We start from the raw sequence: 17,807 nt of genomic DNA, 5'->3' as shown, positions 1-17,807 counted from the left end.
CGGTCAGCCACTTCGGAGCGCTATACTCCCCGGCTAAATTTCGAATTCGACTAATACAAGGACTCGCCCATGAAAGCGTTCGGCAAAATCCTGGGTCTGGTACTTCTCGGGCTGTTGCTGATCATTGTGGCGCTGGGCTTTGCCCTGACCCACCTCTTCGATCCCAACGACTATAAAGACGAGATTCGCCAGATTGCCCGCGACAAGGCCCACATCGAGCTGACGCTCAATGGCGATATCGGCTGGAGCCTGTTTCCCTGGCTGGGCCTGGAATTGCACGAAGCCAGTGTTGCGACCCTGGCCAAGCCTACCGAACCGTTCGCAGACTTGCAGATGCTCGGCCTGTCGGTCCGCGTGATTCCGCTGCTGCGCCGCGAAGTGCAGATGAGCGATGTGCGCGTCGAAGGCCTGAACCTGCGCCTGAACCGCGACAAGGACGGCCACGGCAACTGGGAAGACATCGGCAAGGTCCCGGCGCCTGCCACCCCGGGTACCTCGGCCACGCCGCCCGCCGCCACCGGCGAACCCGCGCCAACGACTACCGCTCAAGCAGAAAAGCCGGCCCAGCCAATCCGCCTGGACATCGACAGCCTGACCGTCAACAACGCCCGCGTTGAGTACAGCGACGAGAAAACCGGCAAGCAGTTCAGCGCCGAAAGCATCCAGCTGAGCACCGGCCCCGTGCACGACTCGACCAACATCCCGGTCAAACTCACCGCGTTCCTCGGCACCAACCAACCGGTTCTGCGGGTGCGGACCGAGCTGGCCGGCGAGTTGCGTTTCGAGCGTGCGCTGCAGCGCTACAAATTCGAAGACATGAAACTCTCTGGTGAAGTCGCTGGCGATCCGCTGCAAGGCAAGACCATGACCTTCGCCGCCCAAGGTCAGCTGCTGCTGGACAAAGCCGCCAACGTCGCCGAATGGACTGGCATCAAAATCTCCGCCAATCAGCTGCGCGCCTTGGGTGAACTGAAAGCCAACGACCTCGACAAGACCCCGCAAATCAGCGGCGGCCTGTCGATTGCCCAGTTCGATCTGGCGAAGTTCGTCGACAGCATCGGCCAGAAACTCCCGGCGATGGCCGAAGGCAGCCTGAGCAAAGTCGAACTGGCCAGCCAGGTTGCCGGCACGCCGACCAGTTTGTCCCTCGACAACCTCAACCTGAAACTCGACGACAGCACTTTCAGCGGCCGCATCGCTGTCGAGGACTTCGCCAAGCAATCGCTGCGACTGAACCTCAAGGCTGACACCTTCAACGTCGATCGTTACTTGCCGCCAAAATCCGCCGAAGCCAACAGCGCAAAGCAGGTGCGTCAGGCCGAAGTGGCCAACACCGAGAGCGAGGCCATGGCTGGCGCGGGCAGTTCACCGCTGCCACCGTCACCGACCAAAGGCCCATGGAGCACCGAGCGTCTGTTGCCGGTGGAACGCCTGAGCAAACTCGACGTGAATGCCGACCTGACCTTCGGCCAGCTGACCCTCGACAAACTGCCGATTCAGAATGCGGCCCTCAAGGCCACCGGCCTTGGCGGACTGCTGACGCTGGAGAACCTGCGCGGCGACCTGTACGACGGCAACTTCGAAGCCAAAGGTACCCTGGACGTGCGCCAGCAAGTGCCGGCGCTGAACATGCAGACGCGCATCAGCAAAGTGCCTGTAGAAAAAATCCTCGAAAGCCAGGGGAAAAATCCACCGGTCCAAGGCCTGGTTTCACTCGATAGCGCGCTGACCAGCAGCGGCAATAGCCAGAGCGTGCTGATCGATAACCTCAACGGCAATGCCAGTTTCGTCATCAACAACGGCGTGCTGCTCAATGCCAACCTTGAGCAACAACTGTGCAAAGGCATCGCCACCCTGAATCGCAAAACCCTCACGGGCGAGCCACGGGGCAAGGACACACCGTTCGAAGAGCTCAAGGGCAACCTGACCTTCCACAACGGCGTGGCCAGTAACCCGGACCTGAAAGTGCGCATCCCGGGCATGACCGTCAACGGTAACGGCGACATCGACCTGCGGGTGCTGGGCATGGATTACCGCGTCGGCGTCATCGTCGAAGGCGACAAGAGCGACATGCCGGACCCGGCCTGCCAGGTCGGCGAGCGCTACGTCGGCATCGAGTGGCCGCTGCGCTGCCGTGGCCCGCTGGAACTGGGGGCCAAGGCTTGCCGCGTCGACAACGAACGCATGGGACAAGTCGCGAGCAAACTGGCCGGCGAGCGGATCAGCGAAAAAATCGACGAGAAGCTTGGCGATAAAGTCAGCCCGGAATTGAAAAACGCGCTCAAGGGGCTGTTCAAGCGATGAGAGCCGAGCAATTTTCAACGGCGGTGCTGGATTGGTACGACCGCCACGGCCGCCACGATTTGCCTTGGCAACAGGGCATCACCCCTTACCGGGTGTGGGTCTCGGAAATCATGTTGCAGCAGACCCAGGTCAGCACTGTGCTGAACTACTTCGACCGTTTCATGGCCTCGCTGCCGACGGTCGAAGCCCTGGCCGCCGCGCCGGAAGACGAAGTGCTGCACCTGTGGACCGGCCTCGGTTACTACACCCGCGCGCGCAACTTGCAGAAAACCGCGAAGATTGTCGTTGCCGAATACGGCGGCGAGTTTCCCCGTGATGTGGAAAAGCTCACAGATCTGCCGGGTATCGGCCTGTCCACGGCCGGCGCGATTGCCAGCCTGAGCATGGGCCTGCGGGCGCCGATCCTCGATGGCAACGTCAAACGGGTGCTGGCGCGCTTTACCGCGCAAGAGGGTTATCCGGGCGAGCCCAAGGTTGCCAAACAGCTGTGGGCCAACGCTGAGCGCTTCACGCCACATGATCGGGTCAACGCCTACACCCAGGCGATGATGGATCTGGGCGCTACGCTCTGCACCCGCAGCAAACCGAGCTGTCTGCTCTGCCCGCTCGAAAAGGGCTGCGAGGCGCACATGCTTGGCCTGGAAACCCGCTACCCGATCCCCAAGCCGCGCAAAGCCGTGCCACAGAAGCGCACGCTGATGCCGATGCTCGCCAACGGCGAAGGGGCGATTCTGCTTTACCGTCGCCCTTCCACGGGCCTGTGGGGCGGTCTCTGGAGCCTGCCGGAACTCGACGACCTCGACGACCTTCAGCATCTGGCTTCGCAGCACTCGCTGGAACTGGGCAGCCAACAGGCACTGCCAAGCCTGGTACACACCTTCAGCCACTTTCAGTTATCCATCGAACCCTGGCTGGTTCAGGTCCGGGAGGCCGGCCATCACGTGGCCGAGGCCGACTGGCTCTGGTATAACCTCGCCACCCCGCCGCGCCTGGGCCTTGCCGCCCCGGTCAAAACCTTGCTCGAACGCGCGGCCGCCGTATTGAACGCAGGAGAGTCGTCATGACCCGCACCATCATGTGCCGCAAGTACAAAGAAGAATTGCCCGCCCTGGAGCGCGCCCCATTTCCGGGTGCAAAAGGCCAGGACATTTTTGACCACGTCTCCGCCAAGGCCTGGGCCGACTGGCAGAAACACCAAACCCTGCTGATCAACGAAAAACGCCTGAACATGATGAACGCCGAAGATCGCAAATATCTTCAAGGCGAGATGGACAAGTTCTTTTCCGGCGAGGAATACGCCAAGGCCGAAGGCTACGTTCCGCCAGCTGAATAACCCCGCTTTTTCGGGGGGTGGATCGTAAGCGACGGTAATAATTAAAATTTTTTTGAAAACTTTCTTGACGACCCCCTGAAAAACCAGTTTAATGCGCCCCGTTGCCCAGATAGCTCAGTCGGTAGAGCAGGGGATTGAAAATCCCCGTGTCGGCGGTTCGATTCCGTCTCTGGGCACCAAATACCGAAAACCCTGAATCGCAAGATTCAGGGTTTTTTTATGCCTGCGATTTGATCAGACATCGCGCAAGTCGTCTCTCTTCGGCTAGTTTTCAGTCCCCCAGTGGAAAACCAGATTGCGAGCGGCACCGCTGCCTACGTCCGCTGTATCACGCCGCACCTCACCCTTATGTGTCGCGACAACGGTGTACTTGCCGGCAGGCAGCTGAACGTAAACCAGCGGCCCAGCCTCACTCAGCGTCAGCACGGGTTGCCCTGCGGCTTTTTCAATGACCACATCCACATCGGGAACGTATTCATCCTTAGGCCCGGTAGAAAAGGTCATGTGCAGGTTGTAGCCCTGGGTTTGTTGAATGGCTTTAGCCTCATCCTCTCCAATCCCGCCGGACAGGTAGGTAATCCCGTTTTGCTGTTGCTGCTGGACTTGCACGCCAGAGGGATCGATCGGTTCAAGACTGGCGGCGTTAAGCACGACTGGAAACATCAGTACGCCGACGGCGGCGATGGGCAGCATGAATGAATGGACGTTCTTCATGATGGCGACTCCCGGGTTACGCAGAACCCAATCGTTACTCTTTTTAGATTTGTTACCGAATGTTCAAGTTTTAGATCGATTCGCACTTGGGCTCACTGCGAATCGGACTACGCGATGTGCTCCTCATGCATGGGCTTCCGTCGGCCCGGTCCTGCAAAGCAAATTCGCCTTTCCTTCCGATTTACCAGCAACGCCCGGCATCGCGGACTATCACTCTCTTGCCATCCTCTTGCGCCTGTTTCCTTCAGCCGCGGAAAATGTCATGAGCCCCCTCAAACCCGGTAACACTCAAGATTCACAGATCACTTCACTGCTCGGCAATCTTGGCGAGTTGATCCGTGAAGCGCGTCAGAAGGTGCTGCGAGCGGTCGATACCGTTCAGGTACAAACCTGTTGGCAGATCGGACGGCATATTGTGGAGTTCGAGCAGGAAGGCGCTCGGCGGGCGGTTTATGGCAAGCAGCTGCTATCGACGCTGGCGAAAGTACTTACGTCGGAGTTTGGGAAAGGTTTTGACGAACGCAACCTGCGATACATGCGGGACTTTTATCAGACCTTTCCAATTTGGAACGCAGTGCGTTCCGAATTGAGCTGGACCCACTACCGCAGACTGCTACGAGTCGACAACGACAATGCTCGCCACTGGTACATGAACGAATCTGCTCTGCAGAACTGGTCAAGTCGCGCCCTCGAGCGCCAGATCAATACCCTCTATTACGAACGCTTGCTGGCGAGCCGCGACCGGGCTGCCGTCAAACAGGAAGCCGCCACTAACATCCAGCAAATGAACGCCAGCCCTCGTGATTTCATCCGGGACCCAGTGCTACTGGAGTTTCTCGGCCTGCCCAATGCGGGCTTGATCCAGGAAAGCGAACTTGAACAAGCCTTGATCAATCAACTCCAGGGCTTCCTGCTCGAACTGGGCAAAGGCTTCGCCTTCATCGCTCGTCAGCAACGCATCAGTACCGAGAGCAAAGACTTCTACATCGACCTGGTGTTCTACAACTACCTGCTCAAGTGCTTTGTCATCTTCGACCTCAAGCGCGGAGTACTGACCCACCAGGATGTCGGCCAGATGGACATGTGCGTGCGCATGTACGACGACCTCAAGCGCGGACCGGAGGATGGCCCCACCGTCGGCCTCATTCTCTGCGCGCAAAAAGATGAATCGGTGGTGCGCTATTCAGTTCTGCAAGGCAACGAACAACTGTTCGCCAGCACCTACCGGCCGGTGCTGCCGAGCGAGGAGGAGCTTCGCACAGAACTGGATCGGGAATGGGCGGTGCTTGAGGAGCGGTTACGTGGCAGGGTAATCCGGTGAACGAGTTGGCGCGGCCGCCCAAGTGGCGCGCAGCACGGGAAACCAAAGCGACTATATTCGCAACCGGGCTTTCAATGATGGCTACTACAAAGATCTGATTCTCGATTATTTGAGGCAATATGGGTCAGCATCACGCCTTGAGCTAGTCGCGCTAATCCTAGATAAACTGTCGGATGCTTTAGACGAAAAACAAAAGCAGAACAAATTTCGCAACTTGCTGCACTCGATGTCGACACGCGACCAAAGCATTGAAAAATCAGGCAGTTTGCACAAAGGTCGCTGGATTCTCAGGCGTTTTACTGACGCCATACCGTAGACAAACTCTAGACAAACTTTCTCGCTCTGAATGGGCCCGGTTAGCAACGGAGCACCAATGAGACAACAAATCCTGCTCACGCAATTTCCAATGCTTCAATTCGGAAAACGCCCCTCCAGTGCCGCCGGAGAGCCGTTCAACGAACCCGCCGCCGACGGCTTCATCCTTGGCGGCTTCACCTGGCGGCATGCGAATCAAGACCCAACCCGTCCGGTGGTGATCATCAACGCCGCTACTTCAGTCCGTTGCCGACACTACTCGCGCTTCGCCGATTACCTGTTCGCCAACGGCTTCGACGTGATCACCTATGACTACCGCGGCATCGGCGAGTCGCGCCCTGCGTCGCTGAAGGGGCTTGAGGCCTCATGGTCCGACTGGGGCGCGCTGGATTTCGAGGCAATGCTGCAAAGAGCGCAACGCGAATTTCCACAGCAACCTGTCGATGTCGTCGGCCACAGCTTCGGCGGCTGTGCGGCAGGGCTGGGCGCCTCGGGGCATGTGATCCGACGCCTGGTGACAGTGGGTGCGCAGTTCGCTTACTGGCGCGACTATGCCCCCGCCCATCGTTGGCGGATGTTCGCCAAGTGGCATGTGGCAATGCCGTTGATAACGATGCTTTACGGCTACTTCCCCGGCAAGCGCCTGGGTTGGCTCGAAGATACGCCGGCCGGTGTAGTTCGCGACTGGAGCATGCCCACCGCCCGATACGAGAAACGCCCCAGCGGTCGCGTCATCCATGTCAAAAGCGGCCAGTTGCCGTTCAGGAGCGTCACCGCACAAAACCTGGCTATCAGCCTCAGCGACGATCCTTACGGCACGATTGCGGCCATCGAACGCCTGCTCGGTTACTTCACTGGCAGCACAAATACCCACCTGCGAATCGCCCCCGAAGACATCGGCGAGGAAGAAGTCGGACATTTCGCCTTTTTTCGCAGCGCATACCAAGCCACACTATGGCCCATTGCATTGTCCTGGCTGCAAACCGGCGAGCTGGCCCCCGACACACCCGGGCGGCGAGTGCCACGCAGTTGATGGATGCGCCCCCTCAATGAATTACGGAACGACGCCCATGGCCTCCGCCAACAAGCAGAACAAACGCGCCTCCCGCGCCAAAGCCAAGGCCAAGCAGAACCGCACCCAGCGGGCTGCCGCGCCGGTCGAGCTGGACCCGAACGACGATCGCATCGACTTCGAATCGGTGGACCTGACCGAACTGTTCAAGAAAATGATCGACGCTGAAAAAACCAGTCAGCAAGCGATGTGCGCAGCCTTCCTCGAAGACCCGCTGCTGGAACTGGTATACGAGCAGGAAGGCGAAGAAGGCGCGATGGACTTCATCCTCGCGGCACTGATCGAATACCGCCAATGGTCCACCGAGACAGACGAAGCCGGCGCCCTGGCGTGGATCGAGTCTGCGGTCTTCCAGGCTGACTACGTGGCGGCGTCCGACGCCATCGCGGCCCAAACCCAACAGAAACCAAACTGAGTTCCCATGGCATCCCTGAACAAACAACAGAAACGCGCCAAACGCGCAAAGATCAAAGCCAAGCAAATCAATATCCACGGCAGAAAACCCGCCGCGCTGGACGATGATCTGGGCGACATCGGTGAGCCGATCCCGGAATACACCCTGGCGATGTTCAGCAAAATGCGTGACGCCGAAGCCATCAGCCGCAACGACATGCTGCTGACCCTGCTATCGAACCTCGCCGGGATCATCAGCGATCATCCAGAACTGCTGGACATGGAAAACGCCGACAACGAAGCCATGGCCGCCACGCACCTGGCCGCCGACATGCTGATCGACTACCGCATGTGGGCTGATGGCATGGACCGCGATGCCGCCCAGGCCTGGCTGACCGACCCGCAATTCATCACCGACTTTGGCGATGCGCTGGACAGCTATCGTCAGTCGCTGGATGCCCAGGAAGAAAAGGCCGAGTAAGGCTACCCCGGAAGTAAAAACGGCCGCTTGTCATCACTGACAGCGGCCGTTTTTGTGTTACGCAGTGCGAATCAATTCAACACCACCGCTCCACGCCGTTCCAGCTTGCGACGGCGGGCCACAGACAACCCGGCAGCCACAACCAACAGGCTCAGCAAACCGGTCGCGAGGATCTCCACGCGATGGGCTTCCTGAAACAGCATGATGGTCAGGGCCGCGACGATGAATACGATCACCGCGTAGGTCAGGCCCGGGAACAACCACATGCTGAAGGCGATTTTTTCACCGCGAGCCATACGCTGCTTGCGCATACGCAGTTGGGAGATGGCGATCACCAGGTACACCAGCAGCGCGATGGCGCCGGAGCTGGCCAGCAGGAACTCGAACACGGCGGCCGGGGCCACGTAGTTGGCGAACACTGCAAGAAACGCAGCTGCGGTCGACAGCATCACGGCCCAGTAAGGTGTGCCGCTGTTGTTGGTACGTTGGGAAACGGCCGGCGCATCACCGCGTTTACCCAACGAGAACATCATGCGCGACGCGGTGTACAGCGCCGAGTTCAGGCAACTGGTCACGGCAACCAGCACCACGATATCGACGATCAGCTTGGCATTCGGGATGCCCATGCGCTCAAGGACGGTCTGGTAGGAACCGACACTGGCCAGAACCGGGTCGTTCCATGGCACCAAGGCCACGACGATGAAGATCGACACGAGGTAGAACAAGCCAATCCGCCAGATCACCGAGTTAGTGGCCTTGGAGATTTGCTGGCCTGGGTTCTTCGATTCCGCGGCCGCAATGGTCACGATCTCGGTGCCCATGAAGGAAAACATGGTGGTCAGGATGGCACCCAGCACAGCGCCCATGCCGTTTGGCAAGAAGCCTTGAGTGTCAAACAGGTGCGAAACGCCGCTGACCTGGCTGGTCGGCAGGAAGCCGAAAATCGCCAGAATGCCGAGGCCGATGAAACCGATGATCGCGATGACTTTGACCAAGGCGAACCAAAATTCGAATTCACCATAGTTCTTCACGCTGAACAGGTTGGTCACCGTCAGCAATAATGTGATAACCAGGGTGAACGCCCAGATCGCCACATTCGGGAACCAGGCATGCAGGATGGTCGCGGCGGCGTTTGCCTCCAGCGGGATGACCAAAACCCAGAACCACCAGTAGAGCCAGCCGATGGTGAAACCGGCCCAGTGACCGATCGCGCGATCGGCGTACGTCGAGAAAGAGCCGGTGTCCGGCGAAGCAACCGCCATTTCGCCAAGCATGCGCATCACCAGCACCACCAGGGCACCGGCGGCAGCGTAGGCCAACAGCACAGCTGGACCGGCAGCTGCGATGGCGTGACCCGAGCCAACGAACAGGCCGGCGCCGATCACCCCGGCGATCGACAACATAGTCACATGACGCGGTTTGAGCCCCTGTTCGAGGCCATTGGAGCTTTGGGTGCTGCTCATTGAAACTACCTTTGCAAGGAAAGCGATTCAGTCCACCCCGTCTGGCATTTTCTTTCTCGTAAAAAGAAACCAACAGGGCGTTCCTTATTCTGCACGCAATAATTGCGCCAAAATGTTTCATGCGCCCGGTTCACGGGGGCCGGGACGCTGAGCGAGCGATCATCACAAGTCATTGAGATTAATGGCATTTCGCCAAAGCGTTACGCTGCCACCCACTTCAAGAACGAATCAGCGCACCGGAAACACACCAAAAAATTCGGGCGCGCACAATAAAAGTGCAGATCAGGAACGTTTGGCCGGTTAGCGCTTCCAACACCCCGCCAAAGCTGGCAACATCGCGCCTTTTTTTACGCGACAGCCGCGCCGAAGCTTGTTCAAACGGCTGTTCGGTTGTTGATGGGGCGACAGTCTGCTGTGCCGATGCGACAACCTGCCACATGCCACCCGCTTACCGTCCGTAGCGCTGTTGGCTGCCATTCGAACGCTATGCTAGCTTGGCCGCCTCGCCAGGAAGGCCGCCAACAGCAGGAGCGCAAAACACTATGAGGAACGCACATGGCTGAGGCCACGCCCGCGCTTGAAATCCGCAACTTGCACAAACGCTACGGACAGCTTGAGGTGCTCAAAGGCATCTCGCTGACCGCCCGCGACGGCGACGTGATCTCGATCCTGGGTTCCTCCGGCTCCGGCAAGTCCACGTTCCTGCGTTGCATCAACCTGCTGGAAAACCCGCACCAGGGCCAGATCCTGGTGGCCGGCGAAGAACTCAAGCTCAAAGCCGCCAAGAACGGTGAACTGGTCGCGGCCGACGGCAAGCAGATCAATCGCCTGCGCAGCGAGATTGGTTTTGTATTTCAAAACTTTAATCTCTGGCCGCACATGAGCGTGCTCGACAACATCATCGAAGCTCCGCGCCGCGTGCTCGGCCAAAGCAAAGCTGAAGCCATCGAAGTCGCCGAAGCCTTGCTGGCCAAGGTCGGCATCGCTGACAAGCGTCACGCCTACCCGGCGCAACTCTCCGGCGGCCAGCAACAACGCGCGGCTATCGCCCGCACCCTGGCGATGCAGCCCAAGGTCATTCTGTTCGACGAACCCACCTCCGCCCTTGACCCGGAAATGGTCCAGGAAGTACTTAATGTCATCCGCGCATTGGCCGAAGAAGGCCGCACCATGCTGCTGGTGACCCATGAAATGGGCTTCGCCCGTCAGGTTTCCAGCGAAGTGGTGTTCCTCCACCAAGGCTTGGTAGAAGAGCAAGGATCGCCACAGCAGGTGTTCGAAAACCCGCTTTCGGCGCGCTGCAAACAATTCATGTCCAGCAACCGCTAACGGAGCTACCCGCATGCAGAACTACAAAAAAATCTTCCTGGCCGCTGCTGTCACCCTGGCCTTCAGTGCCGGTGCCGCCGCCGAGACCTTGAAGATGGGCATCGAAGCGGCTTACCCGCCGTTCAACAACAAAGATGCCAGTGGCAATGTCGTCGGCTTCGACAAAGATATCGGCGATGCCCTGTGCGCCAAGATGAAAGTCGAGTGCACCGTGGTTACGTCCGATTGGGACGGCATCATCCCGGCGCTGAACGCCAAGAAATTCGACTTCCTGATCTCCTCGATGTCGATCACCGACGAGCGCAAGCAAGCGGTCGACTTCACCGAACCGTACTACTCCAACAAGCTGCAGTTCATCGCGCCGAAAAACGTCGACTTCAAAACCGACAAGGCTTCGCTGCAAGGCAAGGTGATCGGCGCCCAACGCGCGACTCTGGCCGGCACCTGGCTTGAAGACAACATGGACGGCGTCGAAATCAAACTCTACGACACCCAGGAAAACGCCTACCTGGACCTGACTTCGGGTCGTCTGGACGGCATCCTGGCCGACAAGTACGTCAACTACGAGTGGCTGAAAAGCGACGCCGGCCGTGCTTACGAATTCAAGGGCGACCCGGTGCAAGAAAGCGACAAGATCGGTATCGCTGTACGTAAAGGCGACGCGATCCGCGAGAAGCTGAACACCGCGCTGAAAGAAATCGTCGCTGACGGCACCTACAAAAAGATCAACGACAAGTACTTCCCGTTCAGCATCTATTGATTCTGAGCTGCCTGACCGGCGCCGTTCTCTGACGGTGCCGGTCCTTCGCATTGCCTGCCGCGATTTGAAAAGAAATCCATGATTATCGACCTCTACGGATTCGGCCCGGCGCTCGCCGCTGGTGCGCTGATGACTGTGAAACTGGCACTCTCGGCCTTGTGCCTGGGGCTGGTGCTCGGTCTGCTCGGCGCCTTGGCCAAGACTTCCCCGTACAAGCCGCTGCAATGGCTTGGCGGCACTTATTCAACATTGGTTCGCGGCATCCCGGAATTGCTCTGGGTGCTGTTGATCTACTTCGGCACGGTCAACCTGATGCGTGCCCTGGGCGAGTTCTTCGGCAACCCCGACCTCGAACTCAACGCCTTCGCCGCCGGCGTGATTGCGCTGGGGCTGTGCTTCGGCGCCTACGCCACGGAAGTGTTTCGCGGTGCGATTCTGGCGATCCCCAAAGGTCACCGTGAAGCCGGCGTGGCTTTGGGCCTGTCGAAATTTCGCATTTTCACCAAGCTGATCATGCCGCAGATGTGGCGCATCGCCCTGCCGGGCCTGGGCAACCTGTTCATGATCCTGATGAAAGACACCGCGCTGGTATCCGTCATCGGCCTGGAAGAAATCATGCGTCACGCGCAAATTGGCGTGACCGTGTCCAAGCAACCGTTCACCTTCTATATGGTGGCCGCCTTCATGTATCTGGGCCTGACCGTTCTGGCCATGACCGGCATGCACTTTATGGAACGACGCGCCGCTCGCGGCTTCGCCAGGAGCACCCAATGAACTGGGAAGTCATCATCAAGTGGCTGCCGAAACTGGCTCAGGGCGCAACACTGACCCTGGAACTGGTGGCCATCGCCGTGATCGCCGGGTTGCTGCTGGCAATTCCGCTGGGCATCGCTCGCTCGTCGCGACTCTGGTACGTGCGGGCATTTCCCTACGGCTACATCTTCTTTTTCCGTGGCACGCCGTTGCTGGTTCAGCTGTTCCTGGTCTACTACGGCCTGGCGCAGTTCGACGCGGTGCGTAACAGCTCGATGTGGCCGTACCTGCGCGATCCGTTCTGGTGCGCCACCGCGACCATGACCCTGCACACCGCGGCCTACATCGCCGAAATCCTGCGCGGCGCGATCCAGGCGATTCCTCCGGGCGAGATCGAAGCGGCGCGGGCGCTGGGCATGTCCCGGGCCAAAGCGCTGTTCTACATCATGCTGCCGCGTGCGGCGCGCATCGGCCTGCCGGCCTACAGCAACGAAGTGATCCTGATGCTCAAGGCCAGCGCCCTGGCCAGCACCGTGACCCTGCTGGAACTGACCGGCATGGCCCGCACCATCATTGCCCGCACCTACCTGCCGGTGGAGATTTTCTTTGCCGCGGGCATGTTCTATCTGCTGATGGCTTACGTGCTGGTTCGCGGCTTCAAGCTGCTGGAGCGCTGGCTGCGCGTCGATGCCTGCCAAGGGCGTTGATTCCTGCGTGCTGACGGGCGAGGCCCTGCTCGCCCGTTTCACCGCGCTGGATGCTTTTCTGATCGAGCATCAGGTGCTGTGGAAGCCTCGACCGTTTACCCATCTGCAACTGCCTTGGGAAGCGTCCTACCCGGAGTTGGCGTTTTGGCTACGCGGGCGGTCGCTGGAGGATGCGGAAAGCAGTCATAACCAACCTTGCTTGCTCGATGCGCCGGAGCCGTTTGCTTCATTGGCGATGATGTCTGCTGAACTGAGCACGGTGGGTGAATTGCCGGCTCGTGCGCTGGAAGCGGCAGGCCATCGCTTGAATGTGGATGTGCCGGGACGCAAATGGCAACAGATTGAAGCGTTCGCCGGTCGCCTGCAGTTTGCTCAAGCACCGACGCATTGGCTGGATTGGTGTTCGGGCAAAGGCCATTTGGGGCGACGCCTGCTGCAAACCGGGCAACAACTGACTTGCCTGGAATTCGATCCGGCGCTGGTTGCCAGTGGCCAAGCACTCAGCCAGCGTCATCAATTGCATGCGTTGCATGTCGAGCAGGATGTACTCGCTCCTGGCGCAGCCTCTTTATTGAACGCCGATCACACGCCGGTCGCGCTGCACGCCTGCGGTGATCTGCATGTGCGACTGATCCAGCTCGCCAGCGCCGCCGGTTGCAAACAACTGGCCATCGCGCCGTGCTGCTACAACCGGATCAGCCTGAACACCTATCAGCCGCTTTCCTGCACGGCTGAGCGCTCCGACCTACACCTTTCCCTCGATGATCTTGCGCTGCCAATGAGCGAAACCGTCACCGCCGGCGCTCGCGTCCGACGCCAGCGCGACACCTCCATGGCCCGGCGCCTGGCGTTCGACCTGCTGCAACGGCAACTGCGCGGCGTCGATGAATACCTGCCAACCCCTTCCCTGCCCAGTGCCTGGCTGGACAAACCTTTCGCCGATTACTGCCGCGATCTGGCTGCACTCAAAGACTTATCCACAGTCGGTGCGCCAGATTGGACTACACTGCAAGCCGCCGGTTGGCAGCGATTGGCCGAAGTGCGCAACCTGGAGCTGCTGCGAGGCCTTTTCCGACGGCCGCTGGAGCTGTGGCTGGTACTTGATCGGGCACTTTTCCTCATTGAGCAGGGTTACGCCGTTCGCCTCGGCACCTTCTGTGAAACCCCGCTCACCCCGCGCAATTTCCTACTCCTGGCAGAACGCCCCTAAACAACCGCAGCCTGTGGATAACTCTGTTGATGGAATTATCGTGGATCCAATATCCACGCTGTTTTAAGCCTTAAACACTGCTGATCATTTTTTGTTCACACAAATAAAAAACCCGCAAAACAGGCATTTGCGGACAAATGAGAACCAGTCTACAAAATCGTAATGAACAGGCAATCGCCCCTAGTCCATTGTGCATAAGCATTTCATCAAAACGACATAACCGCCGAATACCGGACACCCATTAGCGGAAAATTGCGCCTTGCGACAGCCCTTGCTACGAGCGCCGAATCTCACCATGCAACCTGGCCTGGCCACAAATTCAGCCACCCCGTCACCGACACCGAAAACCACCTCACCCGCCGCCCTGCAACACGCCGAATCCGCAGAAGCCCAACTGCGCGCCCTGAAAAACAGCCGAACCTGGCGCGCCCTCCAGAAACTCAAGAACGTACCGGTTCGCGCCTGATCGAAAGCCTACGCAAAAATAGTCTGAATTCAGGGGTTTACAGAACCAACCCAATCGCTATAATCGTCGCCCAACACGCCGGTATAGCTCAGTTGGTAGAGCAACTGACTTGTAATCAGTAGGTCCCGGGTTCGACTCCTGGTGCCGGCACCATACAAAACGAAGCCCTCGTAGAAATACGAGGGCTTTGTTGTTTCTGGCCCCTCGGAGCTGCCGAAGGCCGCAATCTTTAGATCTTCAGACTTCGACCCCGACGCAGATCCAACTACCGCCCTGGAAAGCCCGCAGGCTGCTCAAAAATATCAGGCAGCCCCAGGAACATTTGTTCCCATGCCCAACGGCAGGAACGGTCGAATTTCGTCGATTTCCCCGGCGCTAAGGCGCAACTCCGAGGCAGCAATCAGCCCGTCTACTTGTGCTGGACGGCGGGCTCCAACGATGGCGCCTGTCACTACCGGTTGGCGAAGCACCCAGGCGATGGCGACTGCCGCTGCGCTCACCCCGTGTCTTTCTCCAATGCGTGCCATGACGTCAACCAATGCCAGGTTCGCACTCAAACGAGGCTCCTGGAAATCCGCACTTCGGGCCTTGCGCCAATCGTCATCGGGCAGTTGCGAGATGCGTTCACGGGTCATGCTGCCGGACAGTAGCCCCGATTGAAGTGTTGAATAGGCCAGGCCCCCCATCCCTACTTGTTCACAGAATGGCAGGACGTCCTTCTCGATGTCCCGCATCAAGGCGGAGTACGGCGGCTGGAGCGAAACGATTTCTGTCACCGCCTGCGCCCGCTTGAGTTGAGCGACATCGAAATTCGATACGCCGATAGCGCGAATTTTTCCTTGATCGCGCGCGGCGGCCAAAGCCGAAAGCGCCATTTCAATACCTTCACTGCTTGCGTCGGCAGGAAAAGCAGGCCAGTGGATCTGGTAAAGATCGATGGTATCGACTTGAAGCCGGCGCAAGCTTGCGTCGATTTCCGCGAGCAAGGATTGGGGGGCCAGGGAGTGCGAAATCTGCTTCGTGACCGGGTCCCAGACCAGGCTGCCTTTGGTGAACACTAAAGGACGTCGCGAGGCCGGCACCCGACGCAGCAATTGCCCCACTAATTGCTCAGCATGGCCCAAGCCATAAACCGCAGCGGTATCAATCCAGTTCACGCCGCGTTCGACGGCATATTCAAGTGCGCTCAGGCTGTCGTTGTCATCCTGCGCTCCCCAACTGTATTCCCAACCGGTGCCGGCGATTGCCCATGTTCCCAGGCCAATTGGCGAAATATGAAAATCCGATGATCCAAGACGATTCTTTTGCATGGCAACCTCTCCACAAATGATGTGAGAAGTATCTGGGAGAGATCTCGTGACGATAAGATAGGTAATCGTATTTGAACTACTGAACGACATTCATGAGTAATCACCCCGATCTCTCCGAACTGGATGCCTTTGCCGCCGTCGCTCGCCATCGCAGCTTTCGCAAGGCCGCGGACGAGCGTGGCGTTTCGGCTTCCGCGTTGAGTCACGCGATGCGAGCGTTGGAGGCACGCCTGGGTATCAGACTGCTGAACCGAACCACTCGCAGCGTGACCCCGACCGAGGCCGGCCAGCAGCTATTGGCGACGCTGGTCCCGACCCTGAACCAGGTTAACGAAGCATTAGCGCAGTTGACCTCGATGCAGGAAGTGCCCGCTGGCAAACTTCGCCTCAACGTGGCGCGTCCGGCGGCTCGCGTCGTGTTTGCGAAAGTGCTCGCACCCTTCGTGGCCAGGTACCCACGTATTCAATTGGACCTGATCACCGATGATGGATTGACCGATATCGTGAGTGGCGGGTTTGACGCGGGAGTCCGCTTTGGTGAAAACCTGGCCGGCGACATGATCGCAGTCCCCGTCGGCGCACCTCAATCGTTCGTGACGGTTGCTTCGGATGCCTATCTGGCCGCGAAGGGAATCGCGCACGCCCCTCGCGACCTGCTTGAACATGCGTGCATTGCCAGGCGTTTTCCCAGTGGCAAACTTTACGCTTGGGAGTATCAAGCAGACGGTCAACCGATACGGTTATCCGTCACAGGCCCACTCATTCTGGAAGACGATGCGCTGATGATTCAGGCGGCGAAAGATGGCGCCGGTATTGCCTATGTCTACGAGGAACTGGCGCGCGACGACATCCGCAACGGGCATCTCAGAGAAATACTCCAGGAATGGAAAGCACCGCCAAGCCGATTCTTTCTTTATTACTCCAGCCGGCGCCATGTGCCACCGGCCTTGAGCGCCCTCATCGAATTCATCAGAGCGGGCGACGTGCGGACCTGATTTATCTGAGTCCCGTCCGCCGCAAGCGCTACGCACTTAGCTGCTTGATCCAGTCGAGGCCCGCAACGGTAGAACCGCAAGGACGGTATTCACACCCGATCCATCCTGTGTAGCCACGCTGCTCCAGCGCCGCGAACAAAGCTGCGAAGTCGATGTTCCCGGTTCCCGGTTCGTGACGACCCGGGCAGTCGGCAATTTGCACATGGACCGTTCTGTCATAAAACCGAGCCAGAATATCTGCCGCGTCTCCAGTCAGAAGCTGGGCATGGTAAAGATCGAGAATCAGCCCGACACTCGGGAAGGTCTCCAGCACCTGTTGCGCCTTGCTGAAGTCAGACATGTAATAGCCCGGCATCTCTTGGGTACAAATGACTTCGATAAGCGGCCGCAAACCCTGATCCTCGAAGTACTTGACGGCATACTCCAGGTTACCTCCGAAGATAGGTCCTGCGTCATCCTGCGTCGTAACGCCAGACATGATGTGGACATCCGAACATGCCAGCGCCTTTGCATAGCGGGCGGCCTGGAGCAAACCGTGGCGAAACTCTTCTTCCTTGCCCTGCAAGGCAGCGATGCCTTTGGTAACGCCAGCCGGTGCGGCGAACTGAATCAACGGCAGACTGTATTGCGCCAGGTGGTCGGCCAGGAGGCTCGCGTCGAATTCATAGGGCGACGGGAACTCCACCGCCCGAAAACCCGCTGCGGCGGCTGCTTCGATGCGTTGCAGAAACGGCAATTCATTGAATTGGAAACCGAGATGAGCATTGAACTTGAGCATTGGGTAAATATTCCATCCTTGGGAAGAAACGAAATCATCGGCCTGGAGCATCCTTCGCAGCTCCAGCGCTGCATCAAAACAAAGCCCTCGCAGCAATGCGAGG

General features: G+C 58.8%; 19 protein-coding genes and 2 tRNA genes. 16 read left to right on the top strand and 5 right to left on the bottom strand.

What is annotated here, in order from left to right; all coding sequences use genetic code 11:
* Positions 1-69 precede the first annotated feature (69 nt).
* The 4 genes from AB7M22_RS28660 (at position 70) to AB7M22_RS28645 (ending at position 3,816) form a co-directional block, all read left to right on the top strand.
* Positions 70-2,304: an AsmA family protein gene (locus tag AB7M22_RS28660; protein WP_454188512.1), complete on the top strand. Its 2,235-nt coding sequence runs from the start codon at positions 70-72 to the stop codon at positions 2,302-2,304.
* Complete coding sequence (gene mutY / locus AB7M22_RS28655; RefSeq protein ID WP_454188511.1) at positions 2,301-3,368, top strand: A/G-specific adenine glycosylase; 1,068 nt, start codon at positions 2,301-2,303, stop codon at positions 3,366-3,368. The genes AB7M22_RS28660 and mutY overlap by 4 nt, the downstream gene beginning before the upstream one ends.
* Positions 3,365-3,637, top strand: a complete 273-nt coding sequence (locus AB7M22_RS28650) for an oxidative damage protection protein (protein ID WP_007897448.1) — start codon at positions 3,365-3,367, stop codon at positions 3,635-3,637. The genes mutY and AB7M22_RS28650 overlap by 4 nt, the downstream gene beginning before the upstream one ends.
* Before the next feature lie 103 nt (positions 3,638-3,740).
* Positions 3,741-3,816, top strand: a tRNA-Phe gene (locus AB7M22_RS28645).
* Positions 3,817-3,901: 85 nt separating this feature from the next.
* Here the strand turns inward: AB7M22_RS28645 and AB7M22_RS28640 are convergent.
* On the bottom strand, positions 3,902-4,351 hold the full coding sequence (locus tag AB7M22_RS28640) for a carboxypeptidase regulatory-like domain-containing protein (RefSeq protein ID WP_218396945.1): 450 nt from the start codon (positions 4,349-4,351) through the stop codon (positions 3,902-3,904).
* A 262-nt stretch (positions 4,352-4,613) separates the two neighbouring features.
* Between AB7M22_RS28640 and AB7M22_RS28635 the strand changes: the two genes are divergently transcribed.
* The 4 genes from AB7M22_RS28635 to AB7M22_RS28620 all read left to right on the top strand — a co-directional run bounded on the left by AB7M22_RS28635 (position 4,614) and on the right by AB7M22_RS28620 (position 7,933).
* Positions 4,614-5,672, top strand: a complete 1,059-nt coding sequence (locus AB7M22_RS28635; RefSeq protein WP_454188872.1) for a PDDEXK nuclease domain-containing protein — start codon at positions 4,614-4,616, stop codon at positions 5,670-5,672.
* 406 nt (positions 5,673-6,078) lie between these two features.
* The gene (locus tag AB7M22_RS28630; RefSeq protein WP_454188871.1) at positions 6,079-7,020 is read left to right on the top strand and encodes an alpha/beta hydrolase family protein; all 942 of its coding nucleotides are present in this window, start codon (positions 6,079-6,081) and stop codon (positions 7,018-7,020) included.
* Positions 7,021-7,057: 37 nt separating this feature from the next.
* Entirely contained in the window at positions 7,058-7,474 is a 417-nt protein-coding gene (locus AB7M22_RS28625) for a hypothetical protein (protein ID WP_454188510.1), read from the top strand.
* Positions 7,475-7,480: 6 nt separating this feature from the next.
* Entirely contained in the window at positions 7,481-7,933 is a 453-nt protein-coding gene (locus tag AB7M22_RS28620; protein WP_454188509.1) for a hypothetical protein, read from the top strand.
* A 71-nt stretch (positions 7,934-8,004) separates the two neighbouring features.
* Here the strand turns inward: AB7M22_RS28620 and gabP are convergent, their stop codons facing one another.
* The gene (gene gabP, locus AB7M22_RS28615; RefSeq protein ID WP_454188508.1) at positions 8,005-9,396 is read right to left on the bottom strand and encodes a GABA permease; all 1,392 of its coding nucleotides are present in this window, start codon (positions 9,394-9,396) and stop codon (positions 8,005-8,007) included.
* Positions 9,397-9,613: 217 nt separating this feature from the next.
* Positions 9,614-9,835: a hypothetical protein gene (locus tag AB7M22_RS28610; RefSeq protein WP_454188507.1), complete on the bottom strand. Its 222-nt coding sequence runs from the start codon at positions 9,833-9,835 to the stop codon at positions 9,614-9,616.
* A 116-nt stretch (positions 9,836-9,951) separates the two neighbouring features.
* Here AB7M22_RS28610 and AB7M22_RS28605 point away from each other — a divergent pair, with 116 nt between their 5' ends.
* The 7 genes from AB7M22_RS28605 (at position 9,952) to AB7M22_RS28575 (ending at position 14,774) form a co-directional block, all read left to right on the top strand.
* Positions 9,952-10,725, top strand: a complete 774-nt coding sequence (locus tag AB7M22_RS28605; RefSeq protein ID WP_007897462.1) for an ABC transporter ATP-binding protein — start codon at positions 9,952-9,954, stop codon at positions 10,723-10,725.
* 13 nt (positions 10,726-10,738) lie between these two features.
* On the top strand, positions 10,739-11,485 hold the full coding sequence (locus AB7M22_RS28600) for an ABC transporter substrate-binding protein (RefSeq protein WP_454188506.1): 747 nt from the start codon (positions 10,739-10,741) through the stop codon (positions 11,483-11,485).
* A 78-nt stretch (positions 11,486-11,563) separates the two neighbouring features.
* A complete protein-coding gene (locus tag AB7M22_RS28595) occupies positions 11,564-12,259 on the top strand; it encodes an ABC transporter permease (protein WP_008005292.1) in 696 nt (231 codons plus the stop codon).
* A complete protein-coding gene (locus tag AB7M22_RS28590; RefSeq protein ID WP_007897471.1) occupies positions 12,256-12,945 on the top strand; it encodes an ABC transporter permease in 690 nt (229 codons plus the stop codon). The genes AB7M22_RS28595 and AB7M22_RS28590 overlap by 4 nt, the downstream gene beginning before the upstream one ends.
* A complete protein-coding gene (locus AB7M22_RS28585) occupies positions 12,926-14,155 on the top strand; it encodes a methyltransferase (RefSeq protein WP_454188505.1) in 1,230 nt (409 codons plus the stop codon). Before AB7M22_RS28590 ends, AB7M22_RS28585 begins: the two co-directional genes overlap by 20 nt.
* A 295-nt stretch (positions 14,156-14,450) precedes the next feature.
* Positions 14,451-14,621 (top strand): hypothetical protein, encoded by a 171-nt coding sequence (locus AB7M22_RS28580; RefSeq protein ID WP_454188504.1) that lies wholly within the window; start codon positions 14,451-14,453, stop codon positions 14,619-14,621.
* Positions 14,622-14,698: 77 nt separating this feature from the next.
* Positions 14,699-14,774: transfer RNA gene (locus AB7M22_RS28575), tRNA-Thr, on the top strand.
* Between the two features lie 149 nt (positions 14,775-14,923).
* Here AB7M22_RS28575 and AB7M22_RS28570 read toward each other — a convergent pair.
* Positions 14,924-15,931 carry an aldo/keto reductase gene (locus AB7M22_RS28570; RefSeq protein ID WP_454188503.1) on the bottom strand — a complete coding sequence of 336 codons (1,008 nt, stop codon included), beginning with the start codon at positions 15,929-15,931 and terminating at the stop codon, positions 14,924-14,926.
* A gap of 92 nt (positions 15,932-16,023) precedes the next feature.
* Here AB7M22_RS28570 and AB7M22_RS28565 point away from each other — a divergent pair, with 92 nt between their 5' ends.
* Positions 16,024-16,926, top strand: coding sequence for a LysR family transcriptional regulator (locus AB7M22_RS28565; RefSeq protein WP_454188502.1), 903 nt, complete (start codon positions 16,024-16,026; stop codon positions 16,924-16,926).
* A gap of 28 nt (positions 16,927-16,954) precedes the next feature.
* Here the strand turns inward: AB7M22_RS28565 and AB7M22_RS28560 are convergent, their stop codons facing one another.
* Positions 16,955-17,704 carry a hydroxypyruvate isomerase family protein gene (locus tag AB7M22_RS28560; RefSeq protein ID WP_454188870.1) on the bottom strand — a complete coding sequence of 250 codons (750 nt, stop codon included), beginning with the start codon at positions 17,702-17,704 and terminating at the stop codon, positions 16,955-16,957.
* Positions 17,705-17,807 lie beyond the last annotated feature (103 nt).

This window comes from Pseudomonas sp. ADAK2 TE3594, assembly GCF_053628675.1.
Note: the sequence above shows the minus strand (reverse complement) of the source record. Positions and strands in the feature narration are given on the sequence as shown.

What these genes read in the sequence shown, in the direction of transcription:
- AB7M22_RS28660 (WP_454188512.1), top strand. Translation starts at nt 70, where the DNA reads ATGAAAGCGTTCGGCAAAATCCTGGGTCTGGTACTTCTCGGGCTGTTG.
- mutY (WP_454188511.1), top strand. Translation starts at nt 2,301, where the DNA reads ATGAGAGCCGAGCAATTTTCAACGGCGGTGCTGGATTGGTACGACCGC.
- AB7M22_RS28650 (WP_007897448.1), top strand. Translation starts at nt 3,365, where the DNA reads ATGACCCGCACCATCATGTGCCGCAAGTACAAAGAAGAATTGCCCGCC.
- AB7M22_RS28640 (WP_218396945.1), bottom strand. Translation starts at nt 4,351, where the DNA reads ATGAAGAACGTCCATTCATTCATGCTGCCCATCGCCGCCGTCGGCGTA.
- AB7M22_RS28635 (WP_454188872.1), top strand. Translation starts at nt 4,614, where the DNA reads ATGAGCCCCCTCAAACCCGGTAACACTCAAGATTCACAGATCACTTCA.
- AB7M22_RS28630 (WP_454188871.1), top strand. Translation starts at nt 6,079, where the DNA reads ATGCTTCAATTCGGAAAACGCCCCTCCAGTGCCGCCGGAGAGCCGTTC.
- AB7M22_RS28625 (WP_454188510.1), top strand. Translation starts at nt 7,058, where the DNA reads ATGGCCTCCGCCAACAAGCAGAACAAACGCGCCTCCCGCGCCAAAGCC.
- AB7M22_RS28620 (WP_454188509.1), top strand. Translation starts at nt 7,481, where the DNA reads ATGGCATCCCTGAACAAACAACAGAAACGCGCCAAACGCGCAAAGATC.
- gabP (WP_454188508.1), bottom strand. Translation starts at nt 9,396, where the DNA reads ATGAGCAGCACCCAAAGCTCCAATGGCCTCGAACAGGGGCTCAAACCG.
- AB7M22_RS28610 (WP_454188507.1), bottom strand. Translation starts at nt 9,835, where the DNA reads ATGTGGCAGGTTGTCGCATCGGCACAGCAGACTGTCGCCCCATCAACA.
- AB7M22_RS28605 (WP_007897462.1), top strand. Translation starts at nt 9,952, where the DNA reads ATGGCTGAGGCCACGCCCGCGCTTGAAATCCGCAACTTGCACAAACGC.
- AB7M22_RS28600 (WP_454188506.1), top strand. Translation starts at nt 10,739, where the DNA reads ATGCAGAACTACAAAAAAATCTTCCTGGCCGCTGCTGTCACCCTGGCC.
- AB7M22_RS28595 (WP_008005292.1), top strand. Translation starts at nt 11,564, where the DNA reads ATGATTATCGACCTCTACGGATTCGGCCCGGCGCTCGCCGCTGGTGCG.
- AB7M22_RS28590 (WP_007897471.1), top strand. Translation starts at nt 12,256, where the DNA reads ATGAACTGGGAAGTCATCATCAAGTGGCTGCCGAAACTGGCTCAGGGC.
- AB7M22_RS28585 (WP_454188505.1), top strand. Translation starts at nt 12,926, where the DNA reads ATGCCTGCCAAGGGCGTTGATTCCTGCGTGCTGACGGGCGAGGCCCTG.
- AB7M22_RS28580 (WP_454188504.1), top strand. Translation starts at nt 14,451, where the DNA reads ATGCAACCTGGCCTGGCCACAAATTCAGCCACCCCGTCACCGACACCG.
- AB7M22_RS28570 (WP_454188503.1), bottom strand. Translation starts at nt 15,931, where the DNA reads ATGCAAAAGAATCGTCTTGGATCATCGGATTTTCATATTTCGCCAATT.
- AB7M22_RS28565 (WP_454188502.1), top strand. Translation starts at nt 16,024, where the DNA reads ATGAGTAATCACCCCGATCTCTCCGAACTGGATGCCTTTGCCGCCGTC.
- AB7M22_RS28560 (WP_454188870.1), bottom strand. Translation starts at nt 17,704, where the DNA reads ATGCTCAAGTTCAATGCTCATCTCGGTTTCCAATTCAATGAATTGCCG.